At 73.7% G+C, this 19,579-nt stretch carries 17 protein-coding genes; 6 read left to right on the top strand and 11 right to left on the bottom strand.

The window, feature by feature from the left end; translation table 11 throughout:
• Positions 1-10: 10 nt before the first annotated feature.
• Both murQ and AB0N90_RS27510 read right to left on the bottom strand, forming a co-directional pair.
• Positions 11-934, bottom strand: coding sequence for an N-acetylmuramic acid 6-phosphate etherase (murQ, locus tag AB0N90_RS27515; protein ID WP_365201096.1), 924 nt, complete (start codon positions 932-934; stop codon positions 11-13).
• 77 nt (positions 935-1,011) lie between these two features.
• The gene (locus tag AB0N90_RS27510; RefSeq protein WP_365201094.1) at positions 1,012-1,917 is read right to left on the bottom strand and encodes a MurR/RpiR family transcriptional regulator; all 906 of its coding nucleotides are present in this window, start codon (positions 1,915-1,917) and stop codon (positions 1,012-1,014) included.
• A gap of 56 nt (positions 1,918-1,973) precedes the next feature.
• Between AB0N90_RS27510 and AB0N90_RS27505 the strand changes: the two genes are divergently transcribed.
• Positions 1,974-2,357 carry a hypothetical protein gene (locus tag AB0N90_RS27505; RefSeq protein ID WP_365201091.1) on the top strand — a complete coding sequence of 128 codons (384 nt, stop codon included), beginning with the start codon at positions 1,974-1,976 and terminating at the stop codon, positions 2,355-2,357.
• A gap of 7 nt (positions 2,358-2,364) precedes the next feature.
• Positions 2,365-2,643 carry a DUF4031 domain-containing protein gene (locus tag AB0N90_RS27500; protein WP_365201089.1) on the top strand — a complete coding sequence of 93 codons (279 nt, stop codon included), beginning with the start codon at positions 2,365-2,367 and terminating at the stop codon, positions 2,641-2,643.
• Positions 2,644-2,668: 25 nt separating this feature from the next.
• Here AB0N90_RS27500 and AB0N90_RS27495 read toward each other — a convergent pair whose 3' ends face one another.
• Positions 2,669-3,739: a GNAT family N-acetyltransferase gene (locus AB0N90_RS27495; protein ID WP_365201087.1), complete on the bottom strand. Its 1,071-nt coding sequence runs from the start codon at positions 3,737-3,739 to the stop codon at positions 2,669-2,671.
• A gap of 27 nt (positions 3,740-3,766) precedes the next feature.
• Entirely contained in the window at positions 3,767-4,411 is a 645-nt protein-coding gene (locus AB0N90_RS27490; RefSeq protein WP_365201086.1) for a hypothetical protein, read from the bottom strand.
• Positions 4,412-4,527: 116 nt separating this feature from the next.
• On the opposite strand from AB0N90_RS27490, the gene AB0N90_RS27485 reads away from it, so the two are divergent.
• Positions 4,528-5,232 carry a copper homeostasis protein CutC gene (locus tag AB0N90_RS27485; RefSeq protein ID WP_365201083.1) on the top strand — a complete coding sequence of 235 codons (705 nt, stop codon included), beginning with the start codon at positions 4,528-4,530 and terminating at the stop codon, positions 5,230-5,232.
• A gap of 41 nt (positions 5,233-5,273) precedes the next feature.
• Here AB0N90_RS27485 and AB0N90_RS27480 read toward each other — a convergent pair whose 3' ends face one another.
• Complete coding sequence (locus tag AB0N90_RS27480) at positions 5,274-6,470, bottom strand: FAD-dependent monooxygenase (protein ID WP_365201081.1); 1,197 nt, start codon at positions 6,468-6,470, stop codon at positions 5,274-5,276.
• A gap of 129 nt (positions 6,471-6,599) precedes the next feature.
• Between AB0N90_RS27480 and AB0N90_RS27475 the strand changes: the two genes are divergently transcribed.
• Entirely contained in the window at positions 6,600-7,229 is a 630-nt protein-coding gene (locus AB0N90_RS27475) for a TetR/AcrR family transcriptional regulator (protein ID WP_365201078.1), read from the top strand.
• 123 nt (positions 7,230-7,352) lie between these two features.
• Here AB0N90_RS27475 and AB0N90_RS27470 read toward each other — a convergent pair whose 3' ends face one another.
• The 4 genes from AB0N90_RS27470 to AB0N90_RS27455 all read right to left on the bottom strand — a co-directional run bounded on the left by AB0N90_RS27470 (position 7,353) and on the right by AB0N90_RS27455 (position 13,037).
• Positions 7,353-8,540 carry a flotillin family protein gene (locus AB0N90_RS27470; protein WP_136100727.1) on the bottom strand — a complete coding sequence of 396 codons (1,188 nt, stop codon included), beginning with the start codon at positions 8,538-8,540 and terminating at the stop codon, positions 7,353-7,355.
• A gap of 13 nt (positions 8,541-8,553) precedes the next feature.
• Complete coding sequence (locus AB0N90_RS27465) at positions 8,554-8,805, bottom strand: hypothetical protein (RefSeq protein WP_085565325.1); 252 nt, start codon at positions 8,803-8,805, stop codon at positions 8,554-8,556.
• Between the two features lie 77 nt (positions 8,806-8,882).
• Positions 8,883-10,865, bottom strand: coding sequence for a UvrD-helicase domain-containing protein (locus tag AB0N90_RS27460; RefSeq protein WP_365201234.1), 1,983 nt, complete (start codon positions 10,863-10,865; stop codon positions 8,883-8,885).
• A 327-nt stretch (positions 10,866-11,192) separates the two neighbouring features.
• Positions 11,193-13,037 (bottom strand): choice-of-anchor A family protein, encoded by a 1,845-nt coding sequence (locus AB0N90_RS27455; protein ID WP_365201075.1) that lies wholly within the window; start codon positions 13,035-13,037, stop codon positions 11,193-11,195.
• A gap of 266 nt (positions 13,038-13,303) precedes the next feature.
• Between AB0N90_RS27455 and AB0N90_RS27450 the strand changes: the two genes are divergently transcribed.
• Positions 13,304-13,486, top strand: a complete 183-nt coding sequence (locus AB0N90_RS27450) for a hypothetical protein (protein ID WP_361674370.1) — start codon at positions 13,304-13,306, stop codon at positions 13,484-13,486.
• 57 nt (positions 13,487-13,543) lie between these two features.
• Here AB0N90_RS27450 and AB0N90_RS27445 read toward each other — a convergent pair whose 3' ends face one another.
• Together AB0N90_RS27445 and AB0N90_RS27440 are read right to left on the bottom strand one after the other, a co-directional pair.
• Positions 13,544-15,211: a DNA repair helicase XPB gene (locus tag AB0N90_RS27445; RefSeq protein WP_361674368.1), complete on the bottom strand. Its 1,668-nt coding sequence runs from the start codon at positions 15,209-15,211 to the stop codon at positions 13,544-13,546.
• A 105-nt stretch (positions 15,212-15,316) separates the two neighbouring features.
• A complete protein-coding gene (locus tag AB0N90_RS27440; protein WP_365201072.1) occupies positions 15,317-18,052 on the bottom strand; it encodes a helicase C-terminal domain-containing protein in 2,736 nt (911 codons plus the stop codon).
• Positions 18,053-18,162: 110 nt separating this feature from the next.
• On the opposite strand from AB0N90_RS27440, the gene AB0N90_RS27435 reads away from it, so the two are divergent.
• Positions 18,163-19,287 carry a hypothetical protein gene (locus AB0N90_RS27435; protein WP_365201069.1) on the top strand — a complete coding sequence of 375 codons (1,125 nt, stop codon included), beginning with the start codon at positions 18,163-18,165 and terminating at the stop codon, positions 19,285-19,287.
• The last annotated feature ends 292 nt before the right edge of the window (positions 19,288-19,579 follow it).

Raw genomic sequence — 19,579 nt, 5'->3', positions numbered from 1 at the left:
GAGCGTGCGGTCAGCCGCTCGCGCGGGCCAGCGCGGCGCGCAGATGGCCCCCGGAGTCCTCCAGAAGGCGGGCGGCCGCCGGGCCGTCGACATCGGCCAGCAGCACGAGGATCGCGGTCTTCACCTCACCCCCGGACTCGGTCAGCGCCCGCTCGATCTCCGGGTCCCCCGCGCCCGTGGCCAGCGCGACGATCCGGCGTGAGCGCGCCCGCAGCTTGGCGTTGGAGGCGCGCACATCGACCATCAGGTTCCCGTACGTCTTGCCGAGCCGGATCATCGTGATGGTCGACAGCATGTTCAGGACGAGCTTCTGCGCGGTGCCCGCCTTGAGCCGGGTGGATCCGGTGATCAGCTCGGGTCCCACGACGATCTCGATGCCGTGCTCGGCGGCGGCCGCCAGCGCGCTGTGCTCGTTGCAGGCCAGTCCGATGGTCAGGGCGCCCTGGGCGCGGGCGTGCTCGACCGCGCCGACGGCGTACGGGGTACGGCCCGAGGCGGAGATCCCGACCACGCTGTCCTCGGCGGTGAGCTTGAGCGCGTCGAGGTCGGCGCGGGCCAGCTCGCCCGAGTCCTCGGCGCCCTCCACGGAGGAGACCATCGCCTCCGGACCGCCCGCGATCAATCCGACGACCTGGGCGGGATCGGTGTTGAAGGTGGGCGGGCACTCGGAGGCGTCCAGGACACCGAGGCGTCCCGCGGTCCCCGCGCCGGCGTAGATCAGGCGCCCGCCCCGGGTCATCCGCGCGGCCACCGCGTCGATGGCGGCGGAGATACGGGGGAGCTGACCGGCGACGGCGGCGGGCACGCCCGCGTCCTCGGCGTTCATCAGCCGGGCGATGTCGAGGGTGGGCAGGCGGTCGATGTCGGCGAGTTCGGGTCGGAAGGCCTCGGTGGTCAGCGAGGCCAGCTGGCTGCGCAGGTCATGGGCGGTCATGGGAGCGGCTCTCTCGGTCTCGAATGCCGGTTGGTGTTCCCCCGGTGCCGGTGCTCACCTGGTGTCGGCGCAGGTGCTCACCTGGTGTTGCTGCGATGCCGGTGCGCCAGCGCCTCGTACGACGCGGCGAGCGAGGGTGCCGCCGTCTCGTACGTGCGCTGGGCCACTCCCACGAACAGGCAGTCCACCACGAGCAGTTGGCTCGTCCGCGAGGACATCGCGGCCGGGCGCAGCTCGGTCTCCCGTGAGGTGGACGTGGTCAGCACGTGGTCGGCGTACTGGGTGACCGGTGAGTCGGGGCGGCCGGTGATGGCCACGGTGGTCGCCCCGCGCTCGAAGGCGGCCCGCAGCGGCTCGATGACGTCCCCCGTCGAGCCGGAGTGGGTGATCGCGATCGCCACGTCGCCCGAGCGGAGCTGGACGGCGTTGGTCACGGCGAGATGCGGATCGCTGTGCGCGTGGGCTATGAGCCCGATGCGCAGCAGCTTCTGGGTGAGGTCCTGGGCGACGAGCCCGGACGCCCCTATGCCGTACACATCGGTGCGGCGGGCCCCGGCGAGCGCGGTGACGGCCGCGCCGAGCTGGCCGGTGTCGAGTCCGGCGGCGGTGTCGGCGAGGGTCTGCTGCTCCTCGTACGCCAGTTTGGTGACGACGTCGGCGATCGGGTCGTCCACGGCGATGTCGGTGGTGATGGCGGGCGCCCGCCCGGACTGCTGCTGGGCGGCCAGCCCCGCGAGGGCGAGCCGCAGATCCCGGTAGCCGGGGTAGCCGAGCAGCCGCGCGGTCCGGACGACGGTGGCCTCGCTGGTGCCGGTCAGTTCGGCGAGGCCGGTGACCGTGAGGGCGGCGCAGCCTGCCGGGTCGCCCGCGACGGCCTCGGCGACGCGCTGCATGGACCGGGTCATCGACGGCGCGAGGGTGCGCACCTTGGCGGCGAGCGAGCCCACCGGACTGCCGAAACTTTCCTTCACGTCCTGGGTCACCTCTGAAAGATATTTTCGGTTCGGTGTCCGGGTCAAGAGTGCGCACAATGGGTTGCATGGAGCCCATCAGTCCCCTTGAACAGGCCTTGCACGCCGCCCGTGCCCTGGTCCTCGCCGATCTCGTGGCCGGCCGGGTCGCGGAGGCGGACGTGGTCTCGCTGGTCGAGGACTCGGTCGCGCAGCGGCGCTGGTGGGTCGAGCAGTGGCCGGACGGCGTGCACTTCGTGGCCGGGCTGATCGCCCAGGACGTGCAGGACGCGCTGCTGGACCGGTACGGCCGCTGGCCGCTGTGCCCGGTGTGCGTCTCGGGCGACCCGCACGCGCTGGAGGTGGAGCCGGAGCTGGGCCCCGACCCGCACTGGGTGTGCCACCAGGCGGGCGTCAAGGTCGCGGCCGTCGGCCTGCTGGGCCCCGCCCTCGGCCCGGCCCCGTCCGCGTGAGGCACCCGTGACGGTGTACATCGACCCGCCCACCTGGCCGGGGCACGGGCGCCTGTGGTCGCACCTGGTCAGCGATGTGTCGTACGGCGAACTCCAGCGGTTCGCCGACGGGTTGGGGGTGCCCCGGCGGGGCTTCGAGCGCGATCACTACGACCTTCCCGCGCATCGGTACGCGGACGCGGTGGCGGCCGGTGCGGTGGAGGTCGGCAGCCGTGAACTGGTGCGGCGGCTGCGGGAGTCGGGGCTGCGGCGGCCCAAGGGGCTGGTGCGGCGGGGGCTTTCCTAGCCGCCGCGTCCTGACCGGTGCGCGTTCACGCGTGCAGCTCGTAGGCCAGGAGCCGGTCGTCGATCGCGCCCACCGGTTCGAACCCGGCGCGGACGAGGACCCCCTGGGAGGCGGTGTTGGTCTTCTGCGCCCGTGCGTACAGCGTCCGTACGTCCTCGCGGGCCAGCGCCCACCGGGCCAGCGTCCGCAGCGCCTCCGTGGCGTACCCCTGGCCGCGGACCTCCTCGACCAGGTTGTAGCCGATCTCCACCCGGCCGTCCTCGTCCGGGGCGCCGTGGAAGCCGAGGGCGCCGACCGCGCGGCCGTCCTCGGTGCGCACGAGGGTGAAGGAGGTGAACTCGGGCCGGTGGACGCCCGCTTCGTACGCCTTCAGCAGCATCCTGGCGGCGTCCCGGGTGCCCTCCTCGGGCCCGTCGCCGATCCAGTCGAAGCCGCCGTCGCCGCCGAGGGCGAGATCGCGGGCGGCGGCCGGGCGGACGCCGGTGAGGGTGAGGCGCTCGGACCTCAGGACGAGGTTGTTGTACCAGCGCCACTCGGTGACCGGGGCCCGGCCGGGCAGCTCGCCGCGGCCGGTCGCCCACAGCAGGGTCGGCCAGGGCCGGGGGCCGGGCTGGATGTGCGGGAAGATCGTGGCGAGGACGGACTCGGCGAGCTCGGCGGACGGCTCGTAGGGGAGGCCGAGGCCCTCGGCCATGTCATGGGTGTGCAGCAGGACCTCGGTGATGCCCATCGCGGCGAAGCCCGAGCGGTCGGCGTCGCGGAACGGGTAGGGGTGGAAGGCGCGGACGTCCGGCGGCGCGGTGACCACGGCGGCGGCGAGCAGCGCGCCGGTGGCCTCCAGGACCTGGATCAGTCCCGCGTTGTCGGTGCCCTCCTCCAGCTTCAGCTCGAAGGGTATGTAGGCGTCCCGGGCGCGCCCGGCCAGATTGGCGGCGTACGCCATGAGATCGTCCGCGACATGCACGGCGGTGGTGTGGCAGTCCCACTCGACCCGCCCGGCACGGACGGTCCGCCAGTCCCGGTCGGCCGCCGCGCGCAGGACGGCCAGGCACCCGGCCACGGCCTCGGTCACATGCTCCCCGCTCATCGCTCGCATGGGCGGCACCCTAGGCGGGGGGCCGCGTCACGGCGACAGCATTTCCAGTTCGGCGGCGAGGTTGTAGCGGGCGGTGGCCGTCCAGTGCTCCCGGCCGTAGGGGGTGTGGAACAGCGCTGGCAGCGCGAGGAGTTGGCGCAGTACGTCGGAACGCCCCTGCCGGAAGGCGTCGTCGGGGACGAAGTGGTACTCCTCGCGGACCTCGGCGGCGTAGGCGGCGTACGCCGACGGGGGCGCGGCCAGGATCGCCAGATCGGCGTCGCACAGCACCTGTCCGTCGCGGTCGTCCGCGGCCGGGTCGTGCGTGACGGTCAGCCGGACGAGCCGGGCCACCTCCGCGACCTTCGCGGGCCCCACCCCGGCCTCGGGCAGCGCGCGCTCGGCCAGGTGCGCCGAACGCTCCTCGTTCTCGGAACGGTCCGGCAGATAGACGGCGTCATGGAACCAGGCGGCCAGGCGTACGAGATCGGGGTCGGCCGCGTGCGTCTCCAGCACGTCGACATGGTCCAGGACCGCCGTGAGGTGGGTCAGTGTGTGGTAGCGCCGCTGGGGTTCCTGCCAGCGGGCGAGCAGATTGTCCGCATAGGGCACGGGATCCGGACCGCCCTCGCCGCCACGGGCGGCATCCAGGGCACGAACGAAACGGAGACGGAGGGCGTCGAGGTCGGCCATGGGCTCATTCTCTTACGGCCGGGGGGCTCGTCCGTGGCGTACTGGCGCGCCCGGCCGCGTACTCTTAAATTGGACTAGACCTCTACTGGATCTTTGGCCATGACGAATGGGGTGCCATGAGCAAGCGTGCAGTCCTGGAGGTGATCGCCCTCGACATCGAGGACGCGGTCGCCGCCCAGGCCGGAGGCGCGGATCGCCTGGAGCTGGTCACCGAGATGGCCGCCGACGGGCTCACCCCGTCCGCCGCCACCGTCGCCGGCATCCGTGCCGCCGTCGACATCGACCTGCGCGTGATGCTCCGCCTGGCGGACGGGTTCGCGGCCGGTGACATGGCCCGGCTGCTGCGGGTGGTGGAGGAGATGCGGGCGGCCGGCGCCGACCAGTTCGTGCTGGGGTTCCTCGACGCGGACGGGGGAGTGGACCTGGCCGCCGTGGAGCGGGTGGCCGGTGCGCTGGAGGGCTGCCGGTGGACCTTCCACCGCGCGATCGACCGCGCCGCCGACCGCGACGCCCTGCGCAAGCAGCTCGCCGACCTGCCCGGCCTCGACACCTATCTCACCGCGGGCGCCGCCACCGGCGTCGACGAGGGGCTGCCGACCCTGCTGGCCGAGTACGGCCGCCGCGGTGAGCCGGGCTACGGCCAGACCGTCCTGGTCGGCGGCGGCCTCCGCCTCGACCATGTCCCGCCGCTGCTCGCCGCGGGCCTCGACGCCTTCCACATCGGCGGCGCGGCACGCCCGCAGGGCTGGCACGGACCGGTCTCGGAGGGCGCCGTCAAGGAGTGGCGACGGGTGCTGGACGGCGCGACCGACCAGGGCTGAACGGGCCTGACCAGGGGTTTCCTGAGGGGCGGGCCGGTCCCTCAGGCCGGCTGCCCCTGTCCGCGCTCGGCCGCCAGACGGGTGAAGGTCTTCGCCAGCGGGGGCTTCTGGATCTGGCGGATCAGCCAGGCCACGGTGTGGATGCCGAACTCGGTGCGGGGCGCCGCCTGCCGCACCCGCCCGGGGAACAGCCGCTGGGCGTCCTGGACGCGCGGTCGCATCGCGGTCTCGTACGCGGTGAGCGCGTCCGAGAGGCGGTGCGGCAGTCGCAGGGCGTCGGCCGCCTCGACGGCGTCGGCCAGCGCCGCCGCGCCGCGCAGCGCCAGGGCGGTGCCGAGTCCGCTGAGGGGGCTCGCGCACCAGGCGCTGTCCCCGAGCAGCACCACCCGGCCGTCGGACCACTTCGGCAGCCGGATCTGGTCGAGGGTGTCGAGGGCGAAGTCGGGCGCCTGCCGCGCGGCGGCGAGAAGCTCCCGGGTGCGCCAGCCCACATCCGCGAACACCTGGTCGAGCAGGGCGAACTGGGCCTCCCGGTCGCGCCGCGGCGGCAGTGTCGTCGCCGCGAAGGTGAACCCGATCTCCTGCTGGCCCGGATGCCCCGGACGTGCCTCGACGGAGCGGCTGCCCGGCGCGTTGTGAGTGACGAACCAGCCGTCGACCGGGGGCGTCGCCGGGGTCTCGTCCATGGTGAACCAGGCGTGCGCGAGGCCCAGTTGGCGGCGGAACACCTCCTCGGGCCCGAAGCGCAGCCGACGCACCCGTGAGTGCGCCCCGTCCGCGCCGATCACCAGGTCGAACTCGGCGGGCGGCGCGTGGCGGAACCGTACCGACACCCCGTTCGGGGCGTCCTCCAGCGCCTCCACGGTCTCTCCGAAGAGATGCGTGACCTGTGCGCCGGCCGCGTCGTGCAGGACGCGGGCGAGGTCCGAGCGGAGCAGCTCCTCCTTGGAGACGTAGCCGTTGCCGCCGAACGCCTCGACGGGCATCTCCGCGAGCCGCCGTCCGTCGCCGTCCACCCAGGCCGCGCCGCGCTGGTCCACCAGCCGGGCGAGGACCTCGTCGAGCAGTCCGAGCCGGTCGAGCACCGCACGGCAGTCGCCGCGCAGATCGACGGACTGACCGCCGCCGCGCAGCTCCGGGGCGATCTCCGCGACGGTGACCTCCCAGCCGGCCCGTCCCAGCATGAGCGCGACGGTGTCGCCCGCGATCCCCGCACCCACCACAAGTACCCGAGGCATGAGCCCCACCTTCCTAACGCGAATGTCTTGCGTTTGAGAGTACGGCAAAGAGGGCTACTAATGCGAGTCACTCGCGTTAGTAGTCGATATCCAGCCACTAACGCGAGTGAGTCGCGGTAGTATGGGTGCATGACGCAAGCAGCAGGGACGATCCGTCCAGGAGGCAGATCCGCCAAGACGCGGGACGCGGTGCACACGGCGGTCCGGGCGCTGCTCGACGCCTCCCCGGACGGCACGGTCACGGTGGCGGAGGTGGCCGAGCGCTCCGGGGTGCACCCGGCGACCATCTACCGGCGCTGGCGCACCCCCGAGGGGCTCGTCCTCGACACCCTCTTCGAGGAGCTGAGCCGGCGCTCGCCGCTGCCCGTCACCGGGGATCTGCGGGCCGACGCCCTGGTCTACACCCAGCGGCTGCTCGCGGGCCTGCGCGAGGACAAGAGCCTGGCGCTGGCCAGGGCGTTCGCCGCCGCGACCCGCTCGGGGACGCTCGACGCCGACGGGCTGAACCAGTTCGTCGAACCCCGCGCCCGCCAGATCGAGGCGATGCTCACCGCCGCCGGCACCGGCGAACTGGACGTCCAGGACGTGCTGGAACTGATCCTCGCCCCCGCCTACACCCACGCCCTGCTGGCCCACCCGCTGCGCACCGACGCGGACGCGGAACGCCTGGTCGACAACCTCCTCGCCGTCCTCGCCCAGCGCCGGGCGCGCGCCGGAGCGGCGGGGGACGACACCGGAGCCCCGGAGGGCGGCGCCTGAGCCGTCGTACGCCACGGACCGCCCGAGCCGCCGTGGCGCGCGGGCAACGCGAACCGCCCCGCCCCCGGCCGATCTCTCGGTGCGGGGGCGGGGCGGGCAGGTGCTGCGGGTGCCGGGTGGTGGCTAGTCGACGTCCACCGGGCCGTCGTCCGACTTCTTCTCGCGGCGGGCGCTGAGCTGGAGCAGGCCGTTGTCGCGGGGCTGCTGCTCGTCGCGGTTGCCCTCGGAGTCCTGGCCGCCGAGGTTCTGGCGGACCGAGTCCAGGATGGTCAGACCCTGGGAGACCAGGCCGGCCGCGATCTCGCCGAGGCCGTCCGCGCCGTTCAGGACGTTGACATTGGCGCCCGCGAGACCACCGGCCGCCTCCTTCACGATCTGCGGCAGCTGGTCGATCAGCATCCGGTCCAGCGCGACCCGGTCGTACGACGCCGCCGCCTCCGCCTGGATCTTCATCCGCTGGGCCTCGGCCGCCGCGAGGATCCTGACCCGCTCGGCCTCCGCCTCCGCGGGCTTGACGACCTCGGACACCAGCTGCTTCTGCCGCAGCAGGGCCTGCCGCTGGGCCAACTCCGTCTGCGCGTCCAGCACTTCCTGCTGCGCGTGCGCCTGTGCCAGCGGACCGGCCTGCGCCGCCTGGGCCTCCGCCCGGTCCACCTCGGCCGAGTACTCGGCCTTGACGACGGCGGTCTGCCGGGCGAACTCCGCCTGCCGGCGTGCCGCCTCCTGCTCCGCCTCCACCGCGGCCTGCGTGGCCTGCGCCTGCGCGATCTGCGCCTGGCGCTGGATGGCCGCCTTGTGCGGGGCGGACATCGCGTCGATGTAACCGGTGTCGCCGTCGTCGATCGACTGGATCTGGAGCGAGTCCACGATCAGACCGATCTTGGCCATCTCCGTCTTGGAGGTGTCCAGCACCTCGGCGGCCAGCTTCTGCCGCTCGGTGACGATCTCCTCGACCGTCATCGAGCCGATGATGGCGCGCAGATGACCGGCGAAGATCCGGCCGGTCAGCACCGACATCTGGTCCTGGTCGGACAGGAAGCGCTGACCGGCGTTGATGATGCTCTCGGCGTCATTGCCGACCTTGAAGGCGATGACGGCGCGCACATGCAGGGCGATGCCCTGCTTGGTCACACAGGTCTCGGTGACCTCCGACTCGCACATCGCGAGCGAGAGGAAGCGGGTCTTGCGGAAGAACGGGACCACGAACTTGCCGTGGCCCGTCACCACTCGGAACGGCGCGCCCCCCAGTCCCCGTCGTCCGCCCGAGATCAACATCGCCTCGTCCGGCGCGGGTACGCGGTATCCGAACATTTTCTTGTACTCCTCAGCAGGCGTCGACGGCGTCGCCGCCGAGCGCGTCCAATGGATCGGCCCACTCGATGACGCCGACCTCGCGGCATCCCCGTGATTCGATCACGAGGACCGTCGAACCCGGCGGCAGGGGATCCTCCGACCAGGCGAGAAACGTCTCGGAGCCACCCCGGACCCGGACCAGTACCTCGCCGGGTCCCGCGGATCCACGTGTTCCGATGAGGACCTTCCCCGTGCAGCCGATCACGGCCTCGTCCTGCGTCATCACCGGCCGTCCTCCTCGCGCTGGCCTCAGGATTCCGACGATAGCCCCCCGCGGGCCGTCCACCAACGGGCAGGAGGTCACAGCACGTGCACGGACCGGGTCAGCTGCTCCGGCAGGGGCGCCGTGTGGGCCACCACGAGGCCGGAGACCGCACGGGTCAGGGCCACGTACAGCCGCCGCAGGCCGGTCCGCTCGTCCGGTTCGCCGTCGACCACCGCCCGCGGCTCGTCCAGCACCACGTAGTCGTACTCCAGGCCCTTGGCGAGCGAGGCCGGGACCAGGGTCAGCCGGGTCTCGCGGGTCGTCTCCTCGCCCGGCGCGAGGTATCCGATCCCGGCCGCGGTCAGCGCCTCGGCCAGCGCGGGGATCCGGGCGTCGGCGGCGATCAGACCGGTCGAGCCCTCGTGGGCCAGCAACTCCTCGCAGGCGGCGACGACCTGGTCCGCGCCCTCGATCGCGCGGACCTCGAAGAAGCCCGGGTTCTCCCGGACGGAGGCGACCGGGGTCAGGCCCGGCGCGATGTGCGGCAGCAGCCGGGAGGCGTACGTGATGACATCGGTCGGCACCCGGAAACCGGCCGTCAACTCCTCGATCACACCCTCCTGTTTGCCCAGATGGCCCAGCGCCTCGTCCCAACTCCGCGTCGCCCAGGGCGTGGTGCCCTGCGCCAGGTCGCCGAGGACGGTCGCGCTGCCCGTGGTGCAGCGGCGGCCCACCGCCCGGTACTGCATGGGGGAGAGGTCCTGCGCCTCGTCCAGGACCACATGGCCGAGCGAGTGCGTGCGCTGGATCAGATCGGCGGCCTCGTCGATCAACACCGCGTCCGCGGCGGACCACTTGGCCGACTTCACACTGCGGACCGGCTTGGCCCACAGGATCGTCCTGCGCTCGTCCTCGTCCAGGATCCCGGCCGCGTGCGCGTCCAGGAACTCCGGCTCGGTGAGCAGCCGCAGCACCAGTTTCGCCGGGTCGACGGCGGGCCAGATCGCCTTCACGGCCGCCTTCACCGCGCTGTTGCGCGCGACCGCGTCCTGCACCCGGTCGTCCGGCGCCTCCCCGGCCCGCTCCATCTGCACCAGCACCGCGTGCGCGATCCGCTGCGGCAGGGCCTCGCGGGCGGCGCCGTACCGGATCTCCCGGTCCAGCAACTGCCGTACCAGCTCCTCCAGTTCGTACGCCGGAACCCGCCAGCGCCGGGAGCCGCGCACGACCACGACCGGCTCGGTCGGCAGGGTCACATACGAGTACAGGGCCCGGCGCAGCACCTCGGCCATCCGGGCGTCGCCCTTGATCACCGCGGCGGGCGCCTCGTCCGTGCCGCGCACCTCGACCTGTGCCACCAGGTCGTCCACGGTGGCCTGCTGCACGGACAGCTCGCCCAGCGCGGGCAGCACCTGCTCGATGTAGTGCAGGAAGGACTTGTTCGGGCCGATCACCAGGGTGCCGGTGCGGGCCAGCCGCTCGCGGTGCGCGTACAGCAGATACGCCACCCGGTGCAGGCCGACGGCGGTCTTCCCGGTGCCGGGGCCGCCCTGGACGCAGACGGTGCCGCCCAGCCCGCTGCGGACGATCTCGTCCTGCTCCGGCTGGATGGTGGCGACGATGTCCCGCATCGGGCCGACGCGCGGCCGCTCGATCTCCTGCTGCAGCAGCTTGCTGGTGGTGGCCTCCTCGGCCGGGTCGGACAGCCGCTCGTCCTCGTACGCGGTCAGCTCCCCGCCGGTGTAGCCGAAGCGGCGGCGCAGCCCGATGTCCATCGGGTCCTTCTTGGACGCCCGGTAGAACGGCTGGGAGACCGGCGCGCGCCAGTCGATGACCATGGGGTCGCCGTCGGCATCGTGCACATGCCGGCGCCCGATGTAGAACTGCTCGCCGGACGCGCCCTCGGCCCGGTCCTCGCCGGGCGCGTGCAGATAGTCGAGCCGGCCGAAGAACAGCGGGGTGTCGCTGAGGTCGGCCAGCGCCTTGATGCGGTCGTCGATCTGGCGGCTGAGCACCGCCGCGTTGACCCAGTTCGCGGTGACGTCCCGGATGTCCAGCGCCTCCACGTCCTCCCGCATGGCACGCAGCGCGGCCCGCGAGTCGGCGAGGTGCGAACGCTCCCGGGAGAGCGGGTCCCCTACGGGGTCGATGGCCTGTTCCTGCGCGGACGTGGACAAGGGGGTGCCTCCGGTGGGCCTGCTGCGGGCGGTACGACGGCGCCACCCGGTTTCCGTCCGGGCGGCAGCTCTCCGGGAGGGAGGCGGGCAAGAGAGAGGATTTTAGTGAGGGGGTGGAGGGAACGCCAATGGATATTCGACGGGGGGATATTCGACGGGGGGCCGGCACACAGCGGTCCGGCCGCCCACAGCTGGGCGGCCGGACCGGTGGCGATGGCTCTTACGGGGTCAGTGCTTGGACTTCTTGTCCTGCGGGCCGTCGTCGTAGCCGTACTCGCCGCCCTCTTCGCGGCGGGTGTTGGCGACGGCGATCGGCACCGGGGTGGTGCCGCTCTCCTCGGTCACCTCGACGGGACCGAAGACCTGGTTGGCGGGCAGGACGTAGCCGTCCGGGACGGCCGTCTCGCGCAGGTAGTAGAGGCCGAGGGGGAGATCGCCGAAGGCGCAGTGGCCCGCGGCGTCGGTGGTGCAGGCGGCGCCCGTGCGGGTGTCCGGGTTGGGGCCGGTGGTCTGGAGGCCGTCGACGCCGTTGGTCTCCCGCCAGGCCTCGAAGACGGCCCCGGCCAGCGGAGCGCCGTTCGCCGCGTCCGTCTTGGTCAGCTCGATGGCTCCGGGCACCGGCGGCACCGGCGTACGGGTGTCGCGCACGGTGGCCTCGACGCCCGCCGACGCGTTCTCCGCGCTCAGCGTGAGCGGGCCGAAGACGTCCGGATCGGGCAGCTCGTAACCGTCGGGTGCCCCGGTCTCGCGCCAGTAGTAGGTGCCCGCCTCGGTGGTGGCGCCGCACCGGCCGTCGGCGCCGGTGGTGCAGTCGGTGACATGCGTGTCCGGGGCGGCGCCGCCGGTCTGGAGCCCGGGAACGCCATTGGTCTCCCGCCACAGCTGGAACACGGCGCCCGCCAGGGCCGCGCCCGTCTCCTCGTCGATCTTGTGGACGCGGACCTCACCGGTCACCGGCGGGGTCGGCGCGCAGTCGGGCAGATCGCCGTTGAAGGGGTACGCGTGGAACTCCTGGCCGCCGCCCCCGCTCGCGGCACTGGTGTGGGTGAGCGAACCGGTCGTGAAGAACCGGCCGTTGATGCCGGGCAGGGTGACCGTGGTCATGGACGCCTGGTCGCCCATCAGGAAGCTGCCCTGCATCTGCCCGGTGCCGGCGAGACCGACGGTCGTGGCGTCGGGGAAGTTCCACAGCAGGCGCTCGCGGTAGGCGTTGAGCGGGTCGGTGCTGTCGTCGATGCCGCCGCTGTAGGTGTTGATGGTGCGGTGCGCGCCGTAGACGTTGACCAGGACGGTGGCCCCGGCCGGGACGTTGCGGAAGACGATGCCCTGCTGGGCGCCGTTCGGGCCCGCCAGGTCGAAGTCCACGTCGAAGACCTGGAGCGCGGAGGTGCCGTCGCCGGTGAACACCGTCTGCGAGCCCTGGTTGACCGCCGTGCCGGTGGGCTGCCGGTGCGCCCCGTCGACGCGGGCGTAGCACTGGCTGGCCGCGGTCAGCTCGTCCCGCAGGCCGGTGTACGGCTGCGCCGCCGCCGGGTCGTGCACCAGCCGCCCGGTGACCTGGCCGCTCTCGGTGCCCGCGTAGCGCACGGTGCCCTGCTCGCCGATGATCCCGCCGGTGGTGTCCAGGCGCTGGCCGCTCGCGATGGTCACATCGCCGCCGGTGGTCAGGAAGTCCGAGCCGTTCGGCGGGGGCACGCGCGAGCCGACGCCGACGATGCCGAGGTTGTACTGGCCGCTGACACCTGCCTGTTTCTGCTGGTCGAAGTCGTTCAGGACGACCACCCGGCCCTCGGCCTCGGCGGCCCGGCCGCGCACCAGGAAGTCATGGCCGACGAAGATGTTGATCGCGGCGTCCCGGCCGGCGATCGGGCCGTTGTTGATGCCGGGGAACGGGTCGGGGCAGCTGCCGGGGACACACGGGCCGAGGCCGCCGGGCAGGGTCGCCGCGGCGGCGGGTACGGCACCGAGGCCGAGGGCGAGCGCGGGCACGGTCGTGGCCACGACGGCCCAGGAGGCACCGGTGCCGCCCACACGTGAACACAGCGTCCGCAGGCGCTTGGTGAGGATGCTCATGCCCGGCATGTTCGCCGGGGCGGGCCCTCAGCGGCGGCGATGACACATGGCTGCGGCGATCATCGCGGCAAGGTCATACGAACGGGGTGACCCTCTACTCCGCTCGGCCCCCGTGCCTGTACTCCGCACGGCCCCTAGGGGATGAGGGCGGGCCGGGTGTAGGGGGCGGGCCGGGGTCGGGTCCACCCACGGGTGCAGAAGGGGGCCGCCGGAATTGGACCCGTGGACCGATACCGCGAAGGGCCTCGGAGTTCCACCATGGAGTCATGAGCGCAGCAACCGTCTCCCCCTCCACTCCCCGCCCCCCGACCGGTGCCACGGCCGTGGACGGCGCCCCGCGCCACCTCCTGGGCAGCGCCCTGCGCGCGCTGAAGGTGTTCGCGGAGGCGGCGTTCGGCGTCGTCGTCCTCGGCGAGTACGGCGAGGAAGCGGGCATACGCCGGGTGTGACGGCACCGCCCGCCACCCCCGGCCCGCCCCGTCAGCCCTCCGACTCGGCCCGCCCTGTCAGCCCTCCGACTCGGACCGGCCCTCCGCCTCCGCGAGGATCTCGTCCGCGTCCATGATCCGGTAGGCGTAGCCCTGCTCGGCCAGGAAGCGCTGGCGGTGGGCGGCGAAGTCCTGGTCGATGGTGTCGCGGGCCACGACCGAGTAGAAGTGCGCCTGGTGGCCGTCGGCCTTGGGCCGCAGCACCCGGCCGAGCCGCTGGGCCTCCTCCTGGCGGGAGCCGAAGGTGCCGGACACCTGGATGGCGACCGTGGCCTCGGGCAGGTCGATGGAGAAGTTCGCGACCTTGGACACCACCAGCACATTGATCTCGCCCTCACGGAAGGCGTCGAAGAGCTTCTCGCGCTGGGCGTTGGAGGTCTCGCCCTTGATCACCGGGGCGTTCAAGTGCTCGCCCAGCTCGTCGAGCTGGTCGATGTACTGCCCGATCACCAGGATCTGCTGGCCCGCGAACCTGCGGACGATCGCCTCCGTGACCTTCCGCTTGGTGTCCGTGGTGGCACAGAAGCGGTACTTCTCCTCCGTCTCGGCCGTCGCGTACGCCAGCCGCTCGGACTCCGTCAGATTCACCCGGACCTCGACGCAGTCGGCGGGCGCGATATAGCCCTGCGCCTCGATCTCCTTCCACGGCGCGTCGAACCGCTTGGGCCCGATCAGGGAGAACACATCCGACTCACGGCCGTCCTCGCGCACCAGCGTGGCGGTCAGCCCCAGCCGCCGCCGTGCCTGGAGATCGGCGGTGAACTTGAAGACGGGAGCCGGCAGCAGATGCACCTCGTCGTAGACGATCAGTCCCCAGTCCCGGGAGTCGAACAGCTCCAGGTGCGGATAGACGCCCTTCCGCCTGGTCGTCAGCACCTGGTAGGTGGCGATGGTGACCGGGCGGATCTCCTTGCGGGTCCCGCTGTACTCGCCGATCTCGTCCTCGGTCAGCGAGGTCCGCTTCACCAGCTCGTGCTTCCACTGCCGGGCGGAGACGGTGTTGGTCACCAGGATCAGCGTGGTCGACTTCGCCTCCGCCATGGACGCGGCGCCCACCAGCGTCTTGCCCGCACCGCAGGGCAGCACCACGACACCGCTGCCGCCGTGCCAGAAGTTCTCCACGGCCTGCTTCTGGTACGGCCGCAGGGTCCAGCCGTCCTCGCGCAGGTCGATGGGGTGCGCCTCGCCGTCCACGTAGCCCGCGAGGTCCTCGGCCGGCCAGCCGAGCTTGAGCAGCGTCTGCTTGATCTGCCCGCGCTCGGAGGGGTGCACCACCACGGTGTCCGGGTCGATCCGCGCGCCGACCAGCGGGCTGATCCGCTTGGACTTCAGGACCTCCTCAAGAACCGGCCGGTCGGTGGTCGTCAGGACCAGTCCGTGCGCGGGGTGCTTGGAGAGGGTGAGGCGGCCGTAGCGGTCCATCGTCTCGGCGATGTCCACGAGCAGCGCGTGCGGCACCGGGTACCGGCTGTACTCCACCAGCGCGTCCACGACCTGCTCCGCGTCGTGTCCCGCGGCCCGCGCGTTCCACAGCCCGAGCGGCGTGACCCGGTAGGTGTGGATGTGCTCGGGCGCCCGCTCCAGCTCGGCGAACGGCGCGATGGCCCGCCGGCAGTCGTCGGCCCGCTCGTGGTCGACCTCCAGGAGCAGGGTCTTGTCGGACTGGACGATCAGTGGACCGTTCACGCGCGGCACACCCTTTCCACTACGGCCTTCACCGGGACCAAACGTCCAGTGTGCCCCATCCGGGGACGGTCGCGGCGGGTCGTGGGCGACCGTGACCGTGCCCGCTCACTCCTCGGCCAGCTCGGCGACCCCGGTGATGCGGTGCAGCGGATAGGTGCGGACCTCGTCCGCCGTGTGGTCGTAGGCCGTCACGAAGCCGCCCTCCACGCGGATCGGGGCGATGACGCGCTGGCTGGCGGCGCCCTCGGCGTTGACGTAGCCGATCCACAGGGAGTCGCCGGTGAGCACGGCCGCCTGCACGGTCGCCAGGGTCTCGGCGGCGGAGGTGCGGGGCAGCTCACCGGCCGCCGGGTCGGCGCCGGTGGGCTTGCGGGGTGCCGTGGCGGCCAGGTCACCGGCCCGGATCGCGCGGATCGCGGCGGACAGGAGCGTGCCGTCGGGCGGCGGCGGACCGTCGGGCACCGGCTCGGGCGCGGTCCGGGGCGGGGTGCGGTGGGCGTGCGCGCGGGTGATCAGCACATCGCCCTCGGCGGACTCGGCGGCGGGCGCGAAGCCCATCGCGCGCAGACCCTCCAGCAGGGCGGCCGGGTCGGACTGGGCGGCCAGCACGGTCGGGGCGAGGCGGCGCAGACGCAGGGCGGCGGCGCGCCTGTCGGCGAGGATCTCGGTCAGCAGGGCGTCGTCGTCGCAGCGGACGTACGCCGAGGCGGCGCCGATCCGCAGATGGCCGTGCTTACGGGCCACGTCGTCGATCAGGTAGGCGAGCGGCTGCGGGATCGGGGTGCGCGAGTGCCGGGCGAGGAAGTCGTGCAGATCGGCGGCGCTCCGCCCGGCGTCCAGGGCCCGGCGCACCGACCCCGGAGTGAACCGGTACACCGTCGCGCCGCCCTTCGACTCCACGTCCGCGAGCACCCCGAGCGTCTCCGCGAGCGGCCGCTCCAGGGGCCCCGGCGCGACCGCCGTCAGATCGGCCTGGAGGAGGACGTGATCGAGGGGCTCGGGGAGCAGCGGCGCGAGGAGCCGCGCGGCGGTGGCGGTGGCGACGGCCTGCTCGGCGGGGGAGAGGGGAGCGGGGGTGAGAGAGGCGGGGGTGAGGGAGGTGGAGGTGAGGTAGGCGGGAGTGATGGTCGGCGTGGTGGCGGTCGGCGCCGTTGCCGGGGCGGCGGATGCGCGGTGGTGATGGACGGGGAGCTTGTCCCCGGGACCGCCGGGGTCGCCCGCACCGGCCGGACCGCCCGCACCAGGCAGGGCGCCACCCGCGCCGACGACGCCGGCCGGGCCGGTTGCCCCCGCCGCCCCGGCCGCCGCAGTCGGTTCGCCCCCGGCCCCCTCGCCCGGTACCCCCAGCAGCGCCCTGCCCTGTGTGGACAGCGCGCCGCGTCCCGTCACGCCCAGGAGTTCCGCCTCCATGAGGGTCCAGCGGGCGAGGCGGGTGCGGAGGTCCTCGGCGGGGGTGTCCCGGCCGGGGCGGGAGGTGCCCGTGGTGCCCCGCAGGGGGCGTTCCCAGTGGAGGCGGGTCAGGACCGACTCCGGGGCGGGGGCGGCGCCCGCCGGGAGGCCGGCCAGCAGGGTCAGGACCCGGTGCCGCACCTCGGGCGCGGCCGAGCGGTCCAGGCCGGGGCCGAGCGCGGAGAGGGTACGGTCCTTCGCGTCCCGCCCGCCGACCAGGCCCGGTGCCCGGGTCGCCGTCAGCCAGGCCCCGGCGAGCAGCGCCCAGCGCTCGGCCGGGGGACGCTCCCGCCACTCGTCGTAGAAGGGGGTGGCCGCGTACCGCTCGTCGGCCTCGCCGTCGGAGGCCAACAGGCCCGCCGCATAGGCCAGTTCGACCCAGAACGCGGCGACCGGCTCGGGCGCGTCCAGGGCGACGGCGGTCCGCTTGAGATCGCGCACGCTGAGCCCGCCGGCCCGCAGCACCGCGGGCCCGCCCTCGTCCCAGTCCTTCAGCAGCTCCTCGACGGTGGCGAGCGCGGTGTGCGCCTGGCCGGCCGCCGCCGCGTCCACACCCTGTGGACGGTGGGTCGCGGCCGGTTCCACCGCGGGCGGCAGCGGCTCGGGCTCCCGGTGGGCGCGGCCCGCGCGCAGATGCAGGGCCACCTCGCGGGGCAGTACGACGGTGCCGGGCGCCGTCGGCAGCAGCAGGCCCCGGTCCAGCAGCCAGCGCAGATGGGCGGCCGGTTCCGCTGTGACCTGCCCGTACGGCGGCCCCCACACCAGCCGGGACAGCACCTCCAGGGAGCCCTCCGGCGCCCCGGCGAGCAGCTTGGCCATCTTCTTGCGGTGGGTGAACAGCGTGGTCAGCGCGGTCACCGCCGACACCGAGTCATGGGTCGAGGCCAGCCCGGCCGTGGTCACGATCTCCTGGATCCGCCCCGGGGACATGCCCGAGGTGGCCTCGTGCACGGTGGGTCCCAGTCCGGTCGGCGAGGGGTGCCCCGGGGACGGCGCGAGCAGCTCGCGGGCGGTGCGCACCAGGCGCAGCCGCTCGTCGTCGCCCCACACCAGCGCCTGTTCGCGCAGGGTGGCGAGGGCGCGGGGGAGCGCGGCGGCGACCGTCTCGTCCCCGGCGTCCCCGGCCATCAGCCCGAGCAGGGCGGTGCGTGCGGCCGGGTCCGGGGCCACGGCCAGCGCCTCGGCGGTCTGCAGCGCGAAGCGGTCCAGCCGTTCCAGGGCCCGCAGCACCGAGGCCCGGGTGCCGGCCCGGGTGGCCAGCTGGGTCAGATCGGTGGGGACGGGCGTGATGAGGTCCGGGCGGCTGCGCAACAGCGCGGCCAGGGAGGCGTCGTCCCTGGCGCGGAGCGCCTCCGCGAGGGACCGAGGGGCTGGGTTGGCCTCTTGGCTCATCCGGCCAACGGTAGCGGGTTACCCCGGGCGGTTCAGCCGTGCCGGGCGGGGCCCCGCTCTGCGCTACCGTCCTCACGGGGTTTCAGTCGGCGTCACCCCGGAGGGATTCCGTGGGCATCGAAAGCGACAAGGTCGTCTACGAGTACCTGAGCCGCGTCGGGGACATCGCGTCGCAGCGGCAGCTGCCGTCGTCCGCGCGCATGCGGCTGGTCTCGGAGCTGCGCAACGAGATCGACCGCGACCGGGCCAGGGCGACGGTGGACAGTCCCGCCGCGGTCCGCCGCATCCTGGACCGCCTGGGCACTCCCGACGAGGTGGTCGAGGCCGCGGGCGGCACCGGCGCCCCCGACGGCGCGGGCCGTCCGTCCGCCGCCGTACCGGCACAGCCCGTGCCCCGTGAGCGGGAGCCGGAGCGCGCCTCGCCGGGCGACGAGCGGCCGCGGGGTCTGCGACGGGTCGTACCGCGGCCGCGGCCCACCGAGCCGCGGCCCGAGCCGTCCGTGCCCAGGGACGCGCCGCCCGCCGCCTCGCACGAACTGTGGGAAGCCGCGCCGGCGCCCGACCCCGACTGGTGGCGCACCGCGGAGGGTCCCTTCGGCGGCGGAGGGAACAGCCCCTTCCTGGACACCGACCCGGTGCCGGGCTTCGTCGGCGGGGTGGAGATCCCGGACCTGCTGCGCCGCCCACCGCACGAGATCGAGCGGGAGAGGCGCGAGCGGGAGGAGCGGGAGGAGAAGGAGAAGGCGGCACAGGCCCCGCTTCCCGCGCCCGCCCGGCGCTTCGGTCTGTTCCCGCGCCGTACCCCGGCGGCCGCCGGGGCCCCGGACAAGGCTCCCGATCTCGCGCCGGACGCCGAGGCCGCCGCCCCCACCCGCCGTCTCCTGCCCGGTCCCGCGGCCGGCTGGTCCAACCCGTTCCTGCTGCTGGCCGCCGCCGCGCTGATCGCCGGGGCGGTGCTCGGCAACTGGTTCGCGCTGCTCGCGGGCTGGGCGATGGCCTATGCCTCCCGGCGGCTGAGCCCGTCCGAGAGCAAGTGGGCGGTGCTGGTGCTGCCCGGTACCGCGGTCGCCGCGGGCCTGGTGTGGCTGTGGGGACGGCAGAACGGCCGCTGGGGCGACCCGATCGCCCAGGGGCAGATGAACGACGCCGTCGCCCAGACCTGGCCCTGGGTGGTGCGGGGCGCGGCCGTCGCCTCGGCGCTCTACGTGGTGTGGCGCTCGCAGCGCAGAGGCTGACGCCCGCGGCGGCACAGCAGAGGCCGACCCCGCGCAGCTAGGGCCGACCCTGCGTGACGCAGAGGCCGACCGCCGCGACGCAAGGGCCCCCGTGACGCAAGGGCCGCTCCCCCGCGGCGCGGAGGCCGACGCCCCCCGCGGCGCGGCAAAGGCCGACCCCGCGCAGCCAAGGGCGCCCCTGCGTGACGCGGACGCTGATCGCCGCGACGAAAGGGCCGCCCCTCATGACGCAAGGGCCGCCCCTCATGATGCGGAGGCCGCCCCCCCCCGTGACGCGGAGGCTGTACCCCGC

Source organism: Streptomyces sp. NPDC093018 (assembly GCF_040684035.1).
In the GTDB taxonomy this organism is placed as follows: Bacteria; Actinomycetota; Actinomycetes; order Streptomycetales; family Streptomycetaceae; genus Streptomyces; species Streptomyces murinus.
The sequence above is the reverse complement of the archived record's forward strand: the minus strand, read 5'-3'. Positions and strand labels throughout refer to the sequence as shown.